This window comes from Kitasatospora azatica KCTC 9699, assembly GCF_000744785.1.
Lineage (GTDB): Bacteria > Actinomycetota > Actinomycetes > Streptomycetales > Streptomycetaceae > Kitasatospora > Kitasatospora azatica.
On sequence record NZ_JQMO01000003.1, the window covers coordinates 209,771 to 227,311 of the forward strand.

Here is a 17,541-nt window from a genome sequence, read left to right on the forward strand (position 1 = left end):
GGCGGCCCCCGCGACAGGCATCACGGTGATGCCGACGGACCGCCACATCCAGGGGGAGACACCATGACCTACCAACTCGACACTGCGCGGGCCACGATCGACGAGCGTCTGCGGGAGGCCGAGAACTACCGCCTCGCCCGCGCACTCCGGCTCAAGAACCGCGCCGAACGCACCACCCGGCGCGCGTACCAGGCCCTCACCAACCTGGCCTCATGAGCACCCCGACCTCAACGGGCCGTCACCGCACCATCGGTGACGGCCCGTTCTGCTTTCCGTAGACAGCGGCACTGGGCGCTCAGAGCAGCGCACCGCCGCAAGAACAAGATCCAAGGCCTCTTCCTTTATCCGCAGGACGCGGGGTACCTCTGGACTGTGAGCGGCCGGTCCGCAGGCGCAGCGCGCCGGCCGGTCGGCGGACGCAGCACCGAGGGAGGCAGGCCCATGAGCGATGAAGGCTTCGAGGACGGCTGGCAGGTGGACGGGCGTTGCACGAACTGCGACGTCGCCCGGCAGCTCGCCCCCGGCCTGATCGGTGAGGTCGACGGCCGCTCGGTCGTCCTGCGCCAGCCGCAGGACCAGGCCGAGGCCCGGCAGCTGCACGCCGCCGCGCACGCCTGCCCCACCCGGTCGATCCATCCCCCGGCCGGGCCGCTGGACCCAGCACTGGACCCGTTCCCGCTGGCCCTGGACGACACCGTGCACCTGTGCGGACACAACTCCAGGCACACCGCGGGCGCCAACTCCTACCTGCTGCGCCGCCCCGACGGCACCCGGATGATGGTCGACACGCCACGCTGGAGCGCTGCACTGGCCACGCGCTACGAAGGGCTGGGCCCCGTCACCGACGTCCTGCTCACCCACCGCGACCATGCCGCGCACGGCCGCCGCTACGCCGACCGCTTCGGCGCCCGGCTGTGGATCCACGAGGGTGACCTCGATGCCGCCCCGGACGCCGATCGTGTGCTGCGCGGCACCGATCCGGTGGAGATCGCCGAAGGGGTGCTCGCGCTGCCCTTCCCCGGGCACACGCGAGGCAGCGTGCTCTACCTGGCGGACCAGCGGTACTGCTTCAGCGGCGACAGCTTGTACTGGTCGCGGACCACCGCGGACATCGAGGTGGTCGACAATGTCACCTGGTACTCCATCGAGGAGTTGGCCGCCTCGTTGGCCCGGACCACCGACCTGCTGCACTTCGAGTGGCTGCTGCCGGGCCACGGCGACCGTCGACGCCTCCCCGCCGAGGACATCACCCGGCGGCTGCGGGACCTGACCGCGCGCACCCGAGAACTCCAGCCCCGCGCCGTCGACTTCACCGCGATGCGCTGGTAGCGGGCGACGACTGCGGAGGAGGCGTCGGTGCTGGCTCGACCCGGCCCCTGTCGGCGGAGCCCGGTCCTGTCAGCGGGGCCCGCTACCGTTCGCCGACAACCGACGTGGGGAGAAGTCCGTGGTGGACGCGGGGGCGGGCGTCCTGGGCTGCATGTTCATTCCTGGCTGACCCGGGGAGCCGGCGTGGGAAACTGACGTGGGGTCAACGGGCTTAGGTGCGCTGACCTTCTTCGATTCGACCTCAGTCGGCTGCCTTGTCCCGGGACAGCTTGGCGCCGATGTCCCTCCGGGTGGTGTCGAGCTTGCGCAGCACGTTGGCGACGTAGTGCTCGACCGTCCTCGGGGACTGGAAGAGGACCTCGGCGATCTACTGGTTGGTGGCGTTCCCGGCGAGCAGCTCGGCCACCTGCCGTTCGCGGGGGGAGGCGGTCGCCGTAGCCGCGCCGTCCGACGGTGGCGGGTTTGTTCAGTTGATGCCACCACCGGTGCACTGCCTAGAACCAGGGCTGCGCCACCGCCACGACACCGAGCATGACCACACCGGCAACGGCACGGTAGGGAAGCCGAAGACGCGGGGCCACCAGCAGTGCGCTGGACGTGTAAGACACCGCGAAGGCGGACACCACGAACCAGACGGGTGCGGAGGAGCCCCGCTCGCCGAGGAGGGATCCGGCCAGGACGAAGGTCGAGGGCGAGACCAGGGCTCCGAGCAGCGCCACCGCCCACGCCGGGCGCACATTCAGGCAGCGCAGGACGAGCCACGCCACCGGGAAGCTGAGGAATCGCAGGAACACGGAAACGGCGATGGCCCCGCCGAAGCAGCCGAACCCCGAACCTTTCTGCGCCTGCAGGCTCGCCTCGCACTGTGCGTCGCTTGCCAGCAGCCACGCCAGGACGAGGCCGCATGCGGCTCCCGCCAAAGCGGCGGCAGCCGCGCGGGTCACGGCATAGCGCGCGCCTTCGAGCGGCGGCGCCTTGGACGTGCTGTCGTCGACAGTCATGGCGCCAGGCTCCCAGAGGCGGCATCCAGACGTCCTGAGTACGCGTACTCAAAACCTCGGCACGGTCAGGTCGTCCGACAGAAGCGGCGCACCAACCCGCCACGCCTCGGGCCGGTGGCCGGTACCTGATCCAGGTGCCGGCCCGAGGCTTGGCGCCGCGTCAGACTGTCGGCCGTGCGGGGGAATTCTCGGCGGGCGCGGGTCAGCACCCGCCGATTCACGGGCGGCCGGCGCGAAGGTGGGGTCAGTCGGCGCGAAGGCGGGAGTCGGCGGCGCAGCTGGGCAGGCGGGCCCGGCCGGCAGTCCCGCCGGTGGCACCGGCTCGTCCCGCAACCCGTTCGCCCCTTGGAGGCGCCGTGCGCAGCGTTCCGATCCGGCAGTTGGCCGCGCCGCTCGCCGCCGTCCTGGTCGCGCTGCTGCTCACCGGCTCCGGCTCGGCGCCCCGGAGCCTGCCGGCCGCCGATCCCCTCGCCGCGGACCTGGACCGGCTGCTCGGCGACCCCCGCCTGACCGGTGCCGCAGTCTCCGTCCTGGTCACGGACGCCGCCACCGGCGAGGTGCGCTACCAGCGCGCGCCCGGCGCGCTGGTGCTCCCGGCGTCCACGCTCAAGACCGTCACCGCGGCCGCCGCGCTCGACCTGCTCGGCCGGGACCACCGTTTCAGCACCGAGGTGCTCGCGGCGGGGCCGCGCACCGGGGCGGCCCTCGACGGCGACCTCGTGCTCCATGGCGGTGGTGACCCCAGTCTGCTGCCCGCCGATCTGGACACGCTGGCCGGGCAGGTCGCGGCAGCCGGGATCGCCGAGGTGTCGGGCGCCGTACTGGCCGACGCCTCGCGCTACGACGCCGTGCCGCTCGGCGCCAACTGGGCGTGGGACGACCAGGCCGCCTACTACAGCCCGCAGATCTCCGCGCTCACCCTCACCACCGACGGCGACGACGACGTGGGCACCGTCCGGCTCACGCTGACTCCCGACGCGTCGCCCGGACGGCCGGCTGCCGTGCGCGTCACCCCGCCGGAGGCGCCGGTGCGGGTCAGCGGGCGGGTAGACACCGGCGCGGCCGGCGGCGAGGACACCGTGCGGGTGGACCGGCGGCCGGGCGGCAACGAGATCGTGCTGACCGGCAGCCTCCCCGCAGCCGGCGGTCCGACCGAGGAGTGGGTCGCGGTGGACGACCCGGCCCGCCTCACCGCCACGGTCTTCACCGCGGCCCTCGCCCGCCACGGCGTCACGGTGCGCGGCGGGGTGCGGGAGGGTCAGGCCCCCGGGGACGCCGTCGTGCTGGCGACCCACGACTCGGCGCCGCTCTCCGCGCTGATGGTGCCCTTCCTCAAGCTCAGCAACAACGGCATCGCCGAACACCTGGTCAAGGAGATCGGCAGGGTGCGGGCCGGGTCCGGCAGCTGGACCGCCGGGCTCGACCGGGTCCGGGACTTCCTGCACCGCAGCGGGCTGGAGCCGACGGCCGCACGGCAGGTGGACGGCTCGGGGCTGTCACGGCAGAACCTGATGACCAGTCAGCGGCTGGTGTCACTGCTGCGGTTCGCCCGGCAGCAGCCCTGGTTCGCCACCTGGTACGACGCGCTGCCGGTGGCCGGCGACCCGCGCCGGATGGTCGGCGGCACCCTCACCAACCGGCTGCGCGGCACACCGGCCGACGGGCGGGTGCACGCGAAGACCGGGTCGATGACGGGGGTGGACGCGCTGGCCGGCTACCTGGACCGGCCGGACGGGCACACGCTCGCTTTCAGCATCCTGCTCAACAACTTCGCCGGCGACACCCCTCGACCGGTCATCGACGCGTTCGTGGTCCGGCTCGCCTCCGACGGCGCGTCAGCGGCGCCACCGTCCGAGAACGGCGGCGACCGTCACCGCGCCACCCACGACTGGGAGGCCACCTGCCTGGCGGCCGCGCGTTGCTGAGCCGACGGCCCGCCCGGCGCCGGCCTGCTCGTAGCCGTCGGCCCGCTCGTAACCGCCCCACCCGCAGTCGGGCGGCGCTGGTGACGCTGCTGGCACTGGCGCTGCCGGCGGCCGCCCTGGCGGGCTGCGCGCGCGGCGCCGCCGACGACCAGCGGGACGTCCCGGCGGTGCCGGGCGGCGCCTACTCGGTCGCGCTCACCGAACCCGATCACCTGACCCCCGGCCGCACCACCAGCAGCTACGCGCTGCAGGTCCTGGAGGGCCTGTTCGACACCCCCGTCACCCTGGACCCGCACGACGGCCACCCCGTCCCGCTGGCGGCCCGGTCCGTGCAGACGGACGACCAGCGGGTCTGGACCCTGTCGCTGCGCCCGGACACCTCCTTCCACAACGGCGAGCGGGTCACCGCACGCAGCTTCGCCGCCGCCTGGGACGCCGCCGCCTACGGCCCGGGCGGCTGGGACGCCAACTCCTACTTCGCCCAGATCGAGGGCTACGACGACCTCAACCCGACCGACGGCCACGCACCCGCGACCCGCCACCTGAGCGGTCTGACGGTGCTTGACGACACCACGCTGCGGGTCACCCTCAAGGCCCCGTTCAGCCAGTTCCCGATGCTGCTCGCCTTTCCGGCCTTCGCGCCGCTTCCGCAGGCCGCGTTCGCCGATCCGGAGGGCTTCGACCTGCACCCGATCGGCAACGGCCCGTTCGAGATGGACGGCGGCTGGCAGCGCCACCAGCGGATCGACCTGCGGCGGGCCACCGGCTACACGGGCTCCCGCCCCCCGATGGCCGACGCCGTCCACTTCCGGATCTTCACCAGCAAGGACACCGCCTTCACCGAACTGCGCGCCGGCCACATCGACTTCGTCACCAACGTGCCCGCCGCCCGCGCCTACGAGGCCAAGCGCACCTTCGGTCGGCACTACTCCGTCCAGCCCAGCGGAACCATGGACTACCTCGGGCTGCCGCTGTGGGACCAGCGCTACGCCGATCCGCGGGTGCGCCGGGCGATCTCGATGGCCATCGACCGCAAGGGCATCACCCGGGCCATCTACAACGAGGTGTTCACCCCGGCCGACTCGCTGGTCGGCGCCACCATCCCCGGTCACCGGGCCGGCGCCTGCGGCGAGACCTGCAGCTACCAGCCGGCCCGGGCCAGGGAGTTGCTGCGGCAGGCGGGCGGCTTCAGCGGCACGCTGGAGCTGTACTTCGCCAACTCCGACCCCACGTACCTGCAGTGGATGACCGCCGTGGCCAACGAACTGCGCCAGAACCTCGACATCCGGGACATCGCGTTCCGCACGATGTCCGGTGCCGATCTCGCCCCGCTCCTGAGCGGCCACAAAGCCACCGGGCCCTACCGGCAGAACTGGGTCGCCGACTATCCCAGCGAGCAGAACTACCTGGCCGGCCTGCTCGGCCACGGCAACCGCACGGGCTGGCGCAACCCCGGCTTCGACGAGCAACTCGCCCTCGGCGACGCCGCCGCCACCGCCGAGCAGAGCATCGCCTGCTACCACCGGGCCGAGGACCTCGCGCTCCAGGACCTCCCGCTGATCCCGCTCTGGAACTGGCAGGACCAGACCGCCTGGAGCGGCCGGGTGGGCAACATCCTGCTCGACCCGTACGTCGCCGGACTCCATCTGGAGCAGGTGACCGTGCGGCACTGAAGGCGCCGAAGACCGTGCCAACCCCGAACGTCGGCCGAAGGGACAGCTGATGGGTCGCTACCTCGCCCGCCGCCTGCTGTACGCCATCCCGGTACTGCTGGCCACCACCTTCCTGATCCACGCGCTCGTCTTCGTGCTGCCCGGCGACCCGATCCAGGGGCTGGCCGGCGACCGCCCCGTCCCGCCCTCCGTGCTCGCCGAGTTGCACCACCGCTACCACCTCGACGACCCGCTGTTCCTGCAGTACGCCAAGTACGTGCGCGGTCTGCTCGGCGGGGACCTCGGCCGGACCTTCACCGGTGAGCCGGTCGCCGACGCGCTGGTCGGCCGCTGGCAGGTCACCCTCCGGCTCGGCCTCACCGCCTGGTTCCTGGAGGCCGTCCTGGGGGTGGGCCTCGGCCTGTGGGCCGCGCTGCGCCGGGACGGACCGGCCGACAAGGCGGTGCTGGCCGGGACCACGCTGGTGGTCGCCGTACCCGTCTACATCCTGGGCTACCTGGCCCAACTGGTGCTCGGCGTACGGCTCGGCTGGTTCCCCGTCTCCGGCGTGGAAGCCGGCTGGCCGGCCTCCTACCTCCTTCCCGGCCTGGTGCTGGCCTCCTTCGGGGTCGGCTACGTCGCCCGGCTCACCCGCTCCTCGCTGCTGGAGAACCTGCGCAGCGACTACGTGCGCACCGCGAGCGCCAAGGGCCTGTCCCGCCGCCGCGTGGTCGTCCGGCACACGCTGCGCAACTCGCTCATCCCGGTGACGACCTTCCTCGGCGTCGAGCTGGGGTCGCTGCTGGCCGGGGCCGTGGTCACCGAGTACATCTTCAACCTGCCGGGCATCGGCCAACAGGTCTTCCAGGCCATCCAGTTGCACGAGGGGCCCACCGTGGTCGGCATCACCACGGTGCTGGTGCTGGTCTTCTGCCTGGCCAACCTGGCCGTCGACATCCTCTACGGCGTGCTCGACCCGAGGATCCGTCATGACTAGCCCGCCACCGGTGATCGCCCCCGCCGAGCAGCTGCTGCCGCCCGCCCCGCGACCGCCACGGAGTCGTTGGCGCCACCGGCCGCGCCACCGGCGCTCGGCCGGGCCGGGCGGGGAGGGCTGGCGCGAGCTGACGGCCCGTCCGGCCGCCGTGGCCTGCGCGGGCGTGCTGCTGCTGCTCGCCGTGACGGCCGCCTTCCCGGGCCCGTTCATCGCGCTGCTGACCCACGACAGCGGACGCTGCGAGCTGGCCGACTCCCGGGTCGGGCCGAGCTGGCAGCATCCCTTCGGGTTCGACGTGCAGGGCTGCGACTACCTCGCCCAGACCATCCGCGGCAGCCGTCCCTCGCTGGTCATCGGCCTCGCGGTGACCGCCGGCGCGCTGGCGCTCTCCGTCCTGCTCGGGCTGCTGGGCGGCTTCTACGGCGGTTGGATCGACGGCCTGCTCTCCCGGGCCACCGACGTGTTCTTCGGCCTGCCGTTCGTGCTGGGCGCCACCGTGGTCCTGGTCGCCTTCCCCGACCACGGGCTGGGCGCCATGACGCTCGTGCTGGTGGCGCTCGGCTGGACGACCATGACCCGGCTGATGCGCGCCCAGGTGATCGCGGTGAAGGACGCCGACTTCGTGCAGGTCGCCCGCTCGACCGGCGCCGGACCGCTGCGCCTGATGGTCCGCCACATCCTGCCCAACGCCGTGACACCCGTCGTGGTGGTCGCCATGCTGAACGTCGGGAACGTCATCTCGGCAGAAGCGACGCTGGACTTCCTGGGCGTCGGACTGCAGTATCCGGCGATCTCCTGGGGGCTCCAACTCAACTCCGCACAAGCGTACTTCCTCGACTTCCCGCACCTGCTCCTGTTCCCGGCCCTGTTCCTGTCGGCCACCGTGCTGAGCTTCATGCTGCTGGGCGACGCGGTCCGGGACGCCTACGACCCGAAGCTGAGATGAGGACCGCCATGCCAGACACTCAGCCCGTCGACCCACCACCGGCCGCCGCCCCCTCCGCCGCCTCCTCCCACCGGGTGCCCCCGCGGTTGGGTCCGGGCGACCGGGTGGCGATCGCCGCGCCCGCTGCCGAAGGCTGCCTGCTGCTCCTGGAGGAGACCGGCGAGCAGCCGTACCGGCTCGACCGCATCCTCACCCAACTCACCAGGGCCGGCGTGCTCGGCCGGGCGGCGGGCCTGGTGCTCGGCGACTTCACCGACTGCGGCCCGGCCGATCAGGTGCAGGCGGTCCTCGCCGATCGCCTCGGCGGCCTGGGCATCCCCGTCGCCACCGGCCTGCCCGCAGGCCACGGACCGCTTCAACTCACCGTCCCGCTGGGCAGCCTGGCGCAGCTGCGGGCCGGGCCGTCCGGCACCACGCTCACCCTGCTGGAAACCCCGCTGGCACCCCGTCAGCTTCCGCCCCGACAGGAGGACCTCCCGTGCGCGTGCTGATCTCCGCCGACATGGAGGGCGCGACCGGCACCACCTGGCCCGGCGACGTGGTCCCGGGCACACCCGGCTGGGACCGGATGCGCCGGATGCTCACCTCCGACGTCAATGCCTGCGTGGCCGGCCTGGCTGCCGGCGGCGCCGAGGACGTGGTCGTCAACGAGGCCCACGACACCCAGCGCAACGTACTGCTGGAGGACCTCGACCCGCGGGCCCGGCTGCTCACCGGCCGGCACAAGCCGCTCGGCATGATGCAGGGCGTCCAGGACGCCGACGCCGTGGTGTTCCTCGGCTACCACACCGGTGCGGGCGTCCACGGCGTGCTCGCCCACACCTACCTGGGCGCCGGCCTGACGGGCTTTCGGATCGACGGCGAGCACGCCGACGAGGGGCGGATGAACGCGCTGACGGCCGCCGACCACGCGGTACCGGTCATCCTGGTCACCGGGGACGACCTCACCTGCGCCGCCGCTGCCCAGTGGGCGCCCGGCGCCCGCACCGCGGCCGTCAAGGAGTGCGTCAGCCGGTACGCGGCGATCTGCCTGCCGCCCGAGCGCAGCGCCGCGCTCATCCGCGAGCGGGCCGAACAGGCGATGGCCGACCACCGACGGCGCGGGCGCCCCGAGCCGGTGAGCGGCCCACACCGCTTCGAGATCGACTTCCACGCCACCCACCAGGCCGCGGCCGTGGCGCTGATTCCCACCGTCGAACAGATCGGCCCGTGCACCGTCGCCTTCACGGCGCCGAGCCCGACCAGGGCCGCCCTGACCTTCAAGATCTGCTGCGCCATCGCCAACGGCGCTGCCGAGGCGCACTACGGCTGACGACTGACGGCGGGTGTTCGCCGGTCCGCAGGTGACCTCCCGGCCTCCGCTTCGTTCTCCAGACACGACTCCGACGGTCTCTACGCCCGCCGGAGTCGCCCTGTTGCGCTGCGGAAGTCAGAAGGCACCGATGAACGAGACCGACCTGCGGACCAACGCCGTGATCCCGGCACAGACCACTCGGGCCGGGAAGCAGGTGCACGTCCTGGTCGTCGGCGCGGGGTTCTCGGGCATCGGCGCCGCCATCCGGCTGCGCCGGGCCGGGGTGCGCGACCTGCTCGTCCTGGAGGAGGCCTCGCAACTCGGCGGCACCTGGCGGGAGAACACCTACCCGGGCTGCGCCTGCGACGTCCCCTCGACGCTCTACAGCTACTCGTTCACCCCGCGCACCGCCTGGAGCCGGGTGTTCGCCGGACAGCCGGAGATCCAGGCCTACCTGCGGGCGACGGCCGAACAGCACGGACTCGGCAGCGTGCTGCGCTGCGGGGTGCAGGTGCGGGGAGCCCGGTGGGATCCGGCGGCCGGGCGCTGGTTACTGGAGACCAGCGACGGCCCCTACAGCGCCGCGGTGCTGGTGATCGCCACCGGGCAGTGGCACGTCCCGCGCCGCCTCGAGGTCCCCGGGATCGAGGAGTTCGCCGGCCCCGTGCTCCACACGGCCCGCTGGGACCAGAGCATCGACCTGACGGGCCGTCGGGTGGCCGTGGTGGGCACCGGTGCCTCCGCCGTCCAGCTCGTCCCCGCCGTCGCCGCCCGGGCGGCAGCCGTGCACCTCTTCCAGCGGACCGCCCAGTGGGTACTGCCCAAGCCCGACCTGCCCGTACCCGCGGCCGTCAACCAGGTCCTGGACCACCTGCCCGGCTCCCGAGGCGCACTGCGCGCCGGCCAGTACGCGCTCCAGGAAGGCTTCGGCTACGCCTTCCGCCACCCACGGCTCGCCCGCCTCCTCGAAACGGGGGCCCGCGCCCATCTGCGGCTCGCGGTCCGCGACCGGCAGCTGCGCCAGGCACTCACGCCCGACTACCGACTGGGCTGCAAGCGCCTGCTGACCTCGAGCACCTTCTACCAGGCCCTCAGCCAGCCGCACGTCCGCCTGCACCCCACCGCCGTGACGGCCGTACGCGGCAACGAGATCCTCGGCGCCGACGGCACTGTCGCCCAGGCTGACGTCCTCGTCACCGCCACCGGCTTCCGGATGGGCGAACTGCCGCTGGCCCGGAGTCTTCACGGCACCAACGGCCAGACCCTGCACGACACCTGGGGCGGCGAACCGCAGGCGTACCTGGGCACCACCGTCAGCGGCTTCCCCAACCTGTTCCTGCTCCTGGGCCCCAACCTGCTCGGCGGCTCCACCTCCGCGATCACCGTCCTGGAAGCCCAACTCACCTACCTCACCGCCGCCCTGGCCCACCTCGACCGCACCGGCCACCGCGCCCTGGAGGTCCGGCCGGCCACCCAGGCCGCGCACAACGAGGCGGTGCAGCAGGCGTTGCGGACCACCGTGTACAACTCCGGCGGCTGCACCAGCTACTACTTCAGCCCGAGCGGCCGGAACACCTTCGCCTGGCCCTGGTCCACCGGACGACTCACCCGCCACCTGAGCCACTTCGACCCCACCGCCTACGCCTGGCACCCCTCAGCCGGCCGTACACCCACCCCGATGCCCTCCCCCAACGCGGGCACAGCGCACCGCCCTTGAAGCAGGAGCGCCCCGAAGCCGCGCGGGCTGGGGCCGGCCTCCCGCCCGCACCGGTCAGCCGTTCAGCTTCTTCCTGAACTCGGCGTCGCGCTTGGCTTTGTCAGCCTTGTAGATCGCCTTGAAGTTGATCGCGGGATGGTCCACGTCGAACCGAACCTTGCCGGAGGTCGTGTCGAGGAGCAGCGGAACGTCGTGGCCCGTGGGGGGATTGATCATCTTCTTGCCGAGAAGTCCCCACACCTGCTTGAGCTCCACCCGCTGCGGCTCGCCGCCGTCCACCCGGTACTCGACCACGTACTTCCACTGTGTCGTGGACGAGCCGGACCCGCTCCCGCCGAGGACACGGGCGATCTCCGAGGCGATCACACGGCCCGAGATCTGCTTCCAATTCCGACCTGCCATACCGGACATGCTACTGAACTTGAGTCTGTGAGGCCGTCAGTCCGGGACGTGACCGCTCCCGTCGTTTCGAAGTATTCGGCCCCTTCCACAGTTTTGACAGACGAACCGCCGCACGCCTGTGAAACAGCCTTCTCATCAGGGCCTTGAGCCCCGACGCTGCCTTTACCCCCACGGCGGCGCCTGCGAAGCGCCCCGCGATGAACCCAGCGAACAGGAGTTCTCAGTGCGACGGATCCTCCCCAGCGGCGCGGCGATCATCGTCATAGCCGCGGCCGGAGCGGCAGTCCAAACCGGGCCGGCTGCGGCCGCGCCCACGCCCCAACTGGTCCCGGCCTCCTGTGCGACGGCGCAGGCCGGGTACGCCCACTGCAACGCGATCCAGCTGGTCGGCGCCGCGACGTCCGGTGCCGCCCAGCCGGCCGCGCCCAACGGCTACGGCCCCGCCGACATCCAGTCCGCGTACGGCCTCGGCACCAACCCCGGCAGCGGCCAGACCGTCGCCATCGTCGACGCCTACGACGATCCGAACGCCGAGCAGGACCTGGCCACCTACCGGGCCCAGTACGGGTTGTCGGCGTGCACCACCGCCAACGGCTGCTTCAAGAAGGTCAACCAGCGGGGCGGGACCTCCTACCCCAAGGGGGACACCGGGTGGGGCACCGAGATCACCCTCGACCTGGACGCGGTCAGCGCGGCCTGCCCCGGCTGCCACATCCTGCTGGTCGAGTCCGACGACAACCTCGACGTCAACCTCGGCGCGGCCGTCGACGAGGCCGTGCAGCTCGGCGCCAAGTTCGTCTCCAACAGCTACTCCGACTCCGAGTCCGACGTCCCGTCGGGCACCGACGCCCACTACAACCACCCCGGCGTGATGATCGCCGCGGCGACCGGCGACTACGGCAGCAAGTCGGGCGCCGACACGCAGTACCCGGCGAGCTCGCCCACCGTCGTCGCCATCGGCGGCACCTCGCTGCGGAAGGCGAACAGCACCCGCGGCTGGACCGAGACGGTGTGGGGCAGCAGCACGGCCGGTGCGCTCGGCACCGGCAGCGGCTGCTCGGGCACCTACGCCAAGCCCTCCTACCAGCAGAGCGTGAACACCTCCTGCGCCAAGCGCGCGACCTCGGACGTCTCGGCCGTCGCCGACCCGAACACGGGCCTGGCGATCTACGACAGTTACGGCCAGTCCGGCTGGCTCCAGTACGGCGGCACCAGCCTCGCGACGCCGGTGATCTCGTCGATGTGGGCCCTCGCCGGCGTCCCGGGCGCGAGCGACAACCCGGTCGCCTACCCCTACTCGCACGCCGACAAGTTCAACGACGTCACCTCCGGCACCAACGGGCCCTGCGGCGCACCGATCTGCACCGCCGGCACCGGCTGGGACGGCCCGACCGGGCTCGGCACCCCGACTGGCATCGACGCCTTCAAGGCCGGGAACCCCCCGCCGCCGCCGACCAACGACTTCTCGGTGTCGCTCTCCCCGACCTCCGGCAGCGCCGTCGAGGGCAAGTCGGTCACGTCCACGGTCTCCACCGCGGTCACCTCGGGCTCCGCGGTCAGCGTCCAGCTGTCCGCCAGTGGTCTGCCCTCCGGCGCGACCGCGACCTTCAGCCCGGCCTCGGTCACCGCCGGCAGCAGCTCCACCCTGACCATCGGCACCGCCGCGACGACGCCGGCCGGCAACTACTCGGTGACGGTCACCGGCACCGCCGGGAGCACCGCCCACTCGATGACCTACACCCTGACCGTCACCGGGACCGGCGGGGGCGGCATCGTCACCGTGAACAACCCCGGCACCCAGTACGCCTCCAGGTACTACGGTCCGGTCATCCAGATCAGCGCCACCGACAGCGCCGGGCTGCCGCTGACGTTCACCGCCTCCGGCCTGCCGGCCGGCGTCTCGATCACCCCTGGCGGCCGGATCTCCGGCAACCCGGCCGCGAGCGGCGCCTTCCAGGTGACCGTCACCGCGACCGACAGCCGGGGCGGCACGGGCACGACGACCTTCACCTATCAGGTGTTCTGACCGGTCCAGGCTCAGCGCGCCGGTCGGACTGAACGCTTCGCCTCACAGGCGCCGGAGCGTGGCGCCGGGCCCGGGATCCGTCCCGGGCCCGGCGGCCTCCGCGCTCCATCGCGCTGCATCGCGCTCCGGCTCGGTCCGCTCAGTCCCACTCCCAACGCATGCCCAGCACGCTCGGCGACACATCCAGGGCGACCACATGGGCCAACTGGGTCCCGCCGACCCATAACTCCCGCACCCGCCGGTCCGGCGCCGGGACCACTCTGCGCTCATAGCGCCAGCAGCGGGCCGGCACCGCCGCGGGGTCGAACTGCACCTGCAGCACGTACTCGCCCACCGGCGCCGGGAACACCCGGTAGTAGTAGTCCACCTCGCCGAAGGCCATGTCCGAGGCCTCGTATTCCACGACCGCCGTGTCGCCGCGATCAAGCACCCGGTCCAGCACCAGTTCGGCGACCAGGAAGCCGGCCGCGGCGTCGGCCCGGACCCGCCCGACCCGGCAGCCGCGCACAGCCCGCAGCCGAGGTGCCCGAGAGGCGGGATCCTCCTGCCGGTAGGTGACCGTGAACCGGGAGATCCGGTTCTCATGCGCGCGCAGCACCGCGCGCGTCGTGAGACCGACCTCTTCGCGGGTCGGCCCGACCGAGTAGAGGTCGTGGACACTCAGGCGGGTCAGGCCGTTGTGGACGGGGGTCTCGACGTCGTTCAGCAGCGCGTCGAACTCGGGACCGCCGCCGTAGGCCGCCGACAGGTCCAGTCCGCCGGCCGGATGGGTCAGCCAGCGGCCGCGAGGGCGCCGTGGTCCGAGCTGACCCGTCAGGGCGTACTCGGGTAAGTCGAGGATCTTCTCCAGCAGATGGACGGCGCGCAGCGATTCGGGCCGCTCCGGACGGCTCCGCCCCCGGCGCCAGTAACTGAGGGTCGAGACCGAGACGCGCACTCCGTGGGCCGTCAGCCGGTACTGCAACTCATCCAGAGTCAGGGCACTGGCCTCGATCGCGAGGTGCAGCAGCGCCGAGAACGGCCCGGTCCGCATCGCGTGCGCCAGTTCCCGGTCGAGCGTCTGCCGCCTCACCGCTTCCACGAGTGTCGAGTATGAACGCTACCCACAGCCCGGGGAAGGACGCCTCGGGGACCGGGGCCCAGTGTCCCGTCGTCGGTTGCGGCACACGAGGCTCCCTGGCTGGCTGGTCGAGACGCGTGGCAGCTCGCTCAACCACGCCCGGGAGCCTCGTACGGATCGCGTTACGGACGAATGCTCCGGGAGGGCGGTCTACTCGCGGACGTGACGGCCTTGTGGTGCGAACGGCCGGCGCCGTGACCTGCGCATGCCTCCTGCTGGAGGAGGACGGCGATCTGGTCGACGTCGTCGTTGACGTCGAAGAACCCCTGGATGTCCGGTGCGGCCGCGCCGTTGACGCCGACGTAGAAGGTGAAGAGGTGGCCGTCCTCTGCCTGCAGGTAGCCCGCGTAGGTCTGCGCGTTGATGGCGAGCTGCTGGTTGAGTTCGTCGAAGCCGATGATGGTGCCGGGCTTGGCGAAGACCTTGCCCTTGGCCGGGCAGGCGTCGGTGTTGCAGTAGAGAGCGCCCGTTCCCGACACCCCGAGGATCGGCAGTGAGGTGCGGAACGCGTCCGCGTCGGGGGTGCGCAGCCAGTACGCGAGCAGCTGGTTGAGCCCGGCGGGCGTGACGCGGTCGACGGGGACGTCGCCGCGTCCGTCGGCCAGCTGGAACTGGGTCGGGTCGACGTTGGCCGTATTGGTCAGGAAGTCGTGGATGACCGGGAAGCCGTCGAAGCAGTTGTGGCTGCCGACGTTCACGGCCATGTTGCACAGGGCCAGGTTCGCGCCGAGGTTGTGACTGACGTTCAGGATCAGCTTGGCGTACTCGCGGTACGGCGGTGAGACGAAGGCGGCCACCTGGGGATCGCCGGTGTACGAGGCGGGCAGCGTGCTGTCCGGGTTGGGCCCGGTCGGCGGGGCGGTGACGGTGACCCCGGCGCGGGCCAGGGCCTCGATCAGGGCGGTGCGCCCGAACGCGTTGGGGTCCTGGACCTGGGAGATCTTCAGGGTGGGCTTGGCGTCGGCGGCGATCGTGCCGGAGAGCGTGATCTTCGTGCCGTCAGGGGACGCGGAGACCTGGATGTCGGTGCTGCCGCCGGCCGCCACCGTCTGGACGTTGGAGGTGACCTGGTACGGCGCGACCTGCGGGCGCCAGCTCAGCTGGGCGGTCTGCCCGGGGGAGGTCGGCGTGCTCAGCAGGTCGATGAGGTTGTCGTTGATGATGAGGGGTGTCGGCTGGGGGTTGATCGGCGGGGGCGTGAACAGCCGCGGGTCGATGACGACATCGCCGTCCACCGTGGTGATGCCCGAGTCGCGGACCTGGTGGGCGATCTGGTCCAGGCCGGCGAGCGGGTCCTCCGGCGTGAGGGTGGCGCCCGGGATGTCGTTGGCATAGGTGTGGTCGATGGGAGTGAAGTCGACCGACCCGTCCGGCTTGGTCCGGCCGCCCATGGTGAGGTCGCCCTGGGCGACGAGCGCCAGGTTCCCGGTCAGGGTCGACCCGTTGAGGTGGCCGATCGCGTTCACCGGCGTGGTGAAGCGGTGGTCCGGGCCGAGGGCGTGCCAGGCGCCGGAGATGGTGATCAGCTTGACGGTCGAACCCGGCATGAAGAACTGGTCGGGGTACATGGAGTGGACGACCCGCCCGTTCTCGGGGTCGATCTCCAGCAGCCCCCACTGCGCGTGCTTGTACGCGGGCTTGTTCATGATCGCCGTGATGTCGGGCCCGAGGTCGCCGTGCGGGTTGTCCGCAGGTGCGGCGGCGGCGGTACCCGCCACGACCGCGAGAGTGACGCCGACGGTGGCCCAGGCCCGAAGCCGACCACGGATCCTTGATCTCATTCGCCCAGCCGTTTCTTGAGTCGGAAGCCCCGCTGTGCAGGGCACTCACGGCGCATGGTAGGTGTGCGGACTCCGGGGGCGAGGCTGTTGCGCGGTGTGCTGACGGCGCGGGATGTGAAAATCATTCGGTCGGTCGAAGGTAAGCACCCATATGAGTCACGGTCGAACTCTGGGCGGGCCGTCCGCCTGAGCCCCCCAGGCCGCCTCGTCGCCAACCGGACCGCCTAACCGGGAATCGGCACCTCGACCGGTCCGAGATCGCGGTACGAGCCGGTAATGTCACCGGAATCATTCCCCGGATATCGGTTCGGAGGAGATTCCATCGCAGACCTTTCTGAACACTCGCGGTACCCCTAAGCTGCGCGGGTGTCGCTCTTCCAAAGGCTTCGGGGCTCCGGCCCGCGCCTGCTCCCCGAACTCGACGACCGCAAGCTCGGCAACGTGCGCAAGCAACTGGATTCGCCTCCCACGCCGGGCCTGAGGGAAATTCAGGTCGACCAGGTCGAGCGGGTGATTCAGGATGCCGGCACGGATTGGGACCGTCGCTCGCATCGCATCGGGGTACTGGCGGCGGCCTCGGCCCATTCCGGTCTTGCCCAGTCCTGGCGGGCGTGGCGGCCGCAGAGTGCCAATCCGTTGATTTTCGAGGCGTGGGTCGAGCGGGTGCGCGGCCGGGCGGCCGGCGGGATGGACAACGCCCGGTCGGTGGCGAAGAACTGCTATCGCGCGGCCGAGCTCCAGCCGAACGATCCGACGCCCTGGGTGGTGCTGCTCGGGATCCTGCGGCTGCTGCGCAGTGACCAGCAGGAGGTGTTCCAGGTCTGGAGCGAGCTGACCGCCCGCGACTCCTGGCACCGCGAGGCCCACCTGCAGATGCTGGGGTACCTGTCACCGGAGGAGTGCGGCTCGTACGGCCAGCAGCTGGACTTCGTCGACTCGGTGCGCGCGCGAATGCCGGAGACGACGCCGACCGCGGGCCTGGAGCTGACCTTGGTGGTCGAGCAGCACCACCGGACGGTCGCCCGCGGTGGCGTCGACGCGCTGCTGGCGCGGCGGCAGTGGACCAACCCCCGGACGGCCGCCGGCCTGGAACAGGCGTTCCAGAGCTGGACCACGCCGGGCCGGCTCCAGCACGCGGCGGCACTGGCCGATCTGAACCTGCTGGCCTACGCCTTGGTGCAGGCGGGCCGTCTGCAGGAGGCGGGCGAGGTGTTCCGGCTGGTCGGCGCAACGGTCACGCCGTGGCCGTGGTCCCTGGACGGCGAACCGGTGCAGTCCTTCACTCACTGGCAGGCCCAGGCCATACGCTGATCAGCCGGGCCGCCCCCGAGGCGGCCGCCAGGCCCGCCGT

General features: G+C 71.9%; 16 protein-coding genes. 11 read left to right on the top strand and 5 right to left on the bottom strand.

Annotated features, from left to right (window positions below; translation table 11 throughout):
- Window positions 1-63: 63 nt before the first annotated feature.
- Together BR98_RS39245 and BR98_RS12100 are read left to right on the top strand one after the other, a co-directional pair.
- Window positions 64-216 (top strand): hypothetical protein, encoded by a 153-nt coding sequence (locus tag BR98_RS39245; RefSeq protein WP_157537702.1) that lies wholly within the window; start codon window positions 64-66, stop codon window positions 214-216.
- A gap of 225 nt (window positions 217-441) precedes the next feature.
- Window positions 442-1,329: an MBL fold metallo-hydrolase gene (locus BR98_RS12100; protein WP_035844299.1), complete on the top strand. Its 888-nt coding sequence runs from the start codon at window positions 442-444 to the stop codon at window positions 1,327-1,329.
- Between the two features lie 241 nt (window positions 1,330-1,570).
- On the opposite strand, the gene BR98_RS42285 is transcribed toward BR98_RS12100, so the two are convergent.
- Complete coding sequence (locus BR98_RS42285; protein ID WP_324606706.1) at window positions 1,571-1,696, bottom strand: hypothetical protein; 126 nt, start codon at window positions 1,694-1,696, stop codon at window positions 1,571-1,573.
- Window positions 1,697-1,823: 127 nt separating this feature from the next.
- Window positions 1,824-2,330: a hypothetical protein gene (locus tag BR98_RS12105; RefSeq protein ID WP_035844301.1), complete on the bottom strand. Its 507-nt coding sequence runs from the start codon at window positions 2,328-2,330 to the stop codon at window positions 1,824-1,826.
- A gap of 356 nt (window positions 2,331-2,686) precedes the next feature.
- Here BR98_RS12105 and dacB (BR98_RS12110) point away from each other — a divergent pair, with 356 nt between their 5' ends.
- From dacB (BR98_RS12110) to BR98_RS12140, 7 genes are all read left to right on the top strand, one after another.
- The gene (gene dacB, locus BR98_RS12110; protein ID WP_051969688.1) at window positions 2,687-4,255 is read left to right on the top strand and encodes a D-alanyl-D-alanine carboxypeptidase/D-alanyl-D-alanine endopeptidase; all 1,569 of its coding nucleotides are present in this window, start codon (window positions 2,687-2,689) and stop codon (window positions 4,253-4,255) included.
- Between the two features lie 80 nt (window positions 4,256-4,335).
- Window positions 4,336-5,928, top strand: coding sequence for a peptide ABC transporter substrate-binding protein (locus BR98_RS12115; protein WP_051969689.1), 1,593 nt, complete (start codon window positions 4,336-4,338; stop codon window positions 5,926-5,928).
- Between the two features lie 49 nt (window positions 5,929-5,977).
- Window positions 5,978-6,904 (top strand): ABC transporter permease, encoded by a 927-nt coding sequence (locus tag BR98_RS12120; RefSeq protein ID WP_035844303.1) that lies wholly within the window; start codon window positions 5,978-5,980, stop codon window positions 6,902-6,904.
- Window positions 6,897-7,850 (top strand): ABC transporter permease, encoded by a 954-nt coding sequence (locus tag BR98_RS12125; protein ID WP_035844305.1) that lies wholly within the window; start codon window positions 6,897-6,899, stop codon window positions 7,848-7,850. Before BR98_RS12120 ends, BR98_RS12125 begins: the two co-directional genes overlap by 8 nt.
- An 8-nt stretch (window positions 7,851-7,858) precedes the next feature.
- Window positions 7,859-8,341: a hypothetical protein gene (locus BR98_RS36240; protein ID WP_051969691.1), complete on the top strand. Its 483-nt coding sequence runs from the start codon at window positions 7,859-7,861 to the stop codon at window positions 8,339-8,341.
- Window positions 8,329-9,162 (top strand): M55 family metallopeptidase, encoded by an 834-nt coding sequence (locus BR98_RS12135; protein ID WP_035844307.1) that lies wholly within the window; start codon window positions 8,329-8,331, stop codon window positions 9,160-9,162. Before BR98_RS36240 ends, BR98_RS12135 begins: the two co-directional genes overlap by 13 nt.
- 130 nt (window positions 9,163-9,292) lie before the next feature.
- Window positions 9,293-10,861: a flavin-containing monooxygenase gene (locus tag BR98_RS12140; RefSeq protein WP_083976511.1), complete on the top strand. Its 1,569-nt coding sequence runs from the start codon at window positions 9,293-9,295 to the stop codon at window positions 10,859-10,861.
- 54 nt (window positions 10,862-10,915) lie between these two features.
- Here the strand turns inward: BR98_RS12140 and BR98_RS12145 are convergent, their stop codons facing one another.
- Window positions 10,916-11,227 (bottom strand): hypothetical protein, encoded by a 312-nt coding sequence (locus BR98_RS12145; protein WP_035844308.1) that lies wholly within the window; start codon window positions 11,225-11,227, stop codon window positions 10,916-10,918.
- Between the two features lie 259 nt (window positions 11,228-11,486).
- Here BR98_RS12145 and BR98_RS41995 point away from each other — a divergent pair, with 259 nt between their 5' ends.
- Window positions 11,487-13,289 (top strand): S53 family peptidase, encoded by a 1,803-nt coding sequence (locus BR98_RS41995; RefSeq protein WP_063774782.1) that lies wholly within the window; start codon window positions 11,487-11,489, stop codon window positions 13,287-13,289.
- Between the two features lie 139 nt (window positions 13,290-13,428).
- On the opposite strand, the gene BR98_RS12155 is transcribed toward BR98_RS41995, so the two are convergent.
- Together BR98_RS12155 and dacB (BR98_RS12160) are read right to left on the bottom strand one after the other, a co-directional pair.
- Window positions 13,429-14,370 (bottom strand): hypothetical protein, encoded by a 942-nt coding sequence (locus tag BR98_RS12155; RefSeq protein ID WP_035844309.1) that lies wholly within the window; start codon window positions 14,368-14,370, stop codon window positions 13,429-13,431.
- 161 nt (window positions 14,371-14,531) lie between these two features.
- A complete protein-coding gene (gene dacB, locus BR98_RS12160; RefSeq protein WP_063774783.1) occupies window positions 14,532-16,127 on the bottom strand; it encodes a D-alanyl-D-alanine carboxypeptidase/D-alanyl-D-alanine endopeptidase in 1,596 nt (531 codons plus the stop codon).
- Window positions 16,128-16,556: 429 nt separating this feature from the next.
- On the opposite strand from dacB (BR98_RS12160), the gene BR98_RS12165 reads away from it, so the two are divergent.
- A complete protein-coding gene (locus tag BR98_RS12165) occupies window positions 16,557-17,501 on the top strand; it encodes a hypothetical protein (RefSeq protein WP_035844311.1) in 945 nt (314 codons plus the stop codon).
- The last annotated feature ends 40 nt before the right edge of the window (window positions 17,502-17,541 follow it).

Bases quoted from the DNA above. Each gene is read 5' to 3' on its own strand.
- BR98_RS39245 (WP_157537702.1), top strand. From the start codon at position 64: ATGACCTACCAACTCGACACTGCGCGGGCCACGATCGACGAGCGTCTG.
- BR98_RS12100 (WP_035844299.1), top strand. From the start codon at position 442: ATGAGCGATGAAGGCTTCGAGGACGGCTGGCAGGTGGACGGGCGTTGC.
- BR98_RS12105 (WP_035844301.1), bottom strand. From the start codon at position 2,330: ATGACTGTCGACGACAGCACGTCCAAGGCGCCGCCGCTCGAAGGCGCG.
- BR98_RS12120 (WP_035844303.1), top strand. From the start codon at position 5,978: ATGGGTCGCTACCTCGCCCGCCGCCTGCTGTACGCCATCCCGGTACTG.
- BR98_RS12125 (WP_035844305.1), top strand. From the start codon at position 6,897: ATGACTAGCCCGCCACCGGTGATCGCCCCCGCCGAGCAGCTGCTGCCG.
- BR98_RS36240 (WP_051969691.1), top strand. From the start codon at position 7,859: ATGCCAGACACTCAGCCCGTCGACCCACCACCGGCCGCCGCCCCCTCC.
- BR98_RS12140 (WP_083976511.1), top strand. From the start codon at position 9,293: ATGAACGAGACCGACCTGCGGACCAACGCCGTGATCCCGGCACAGACC.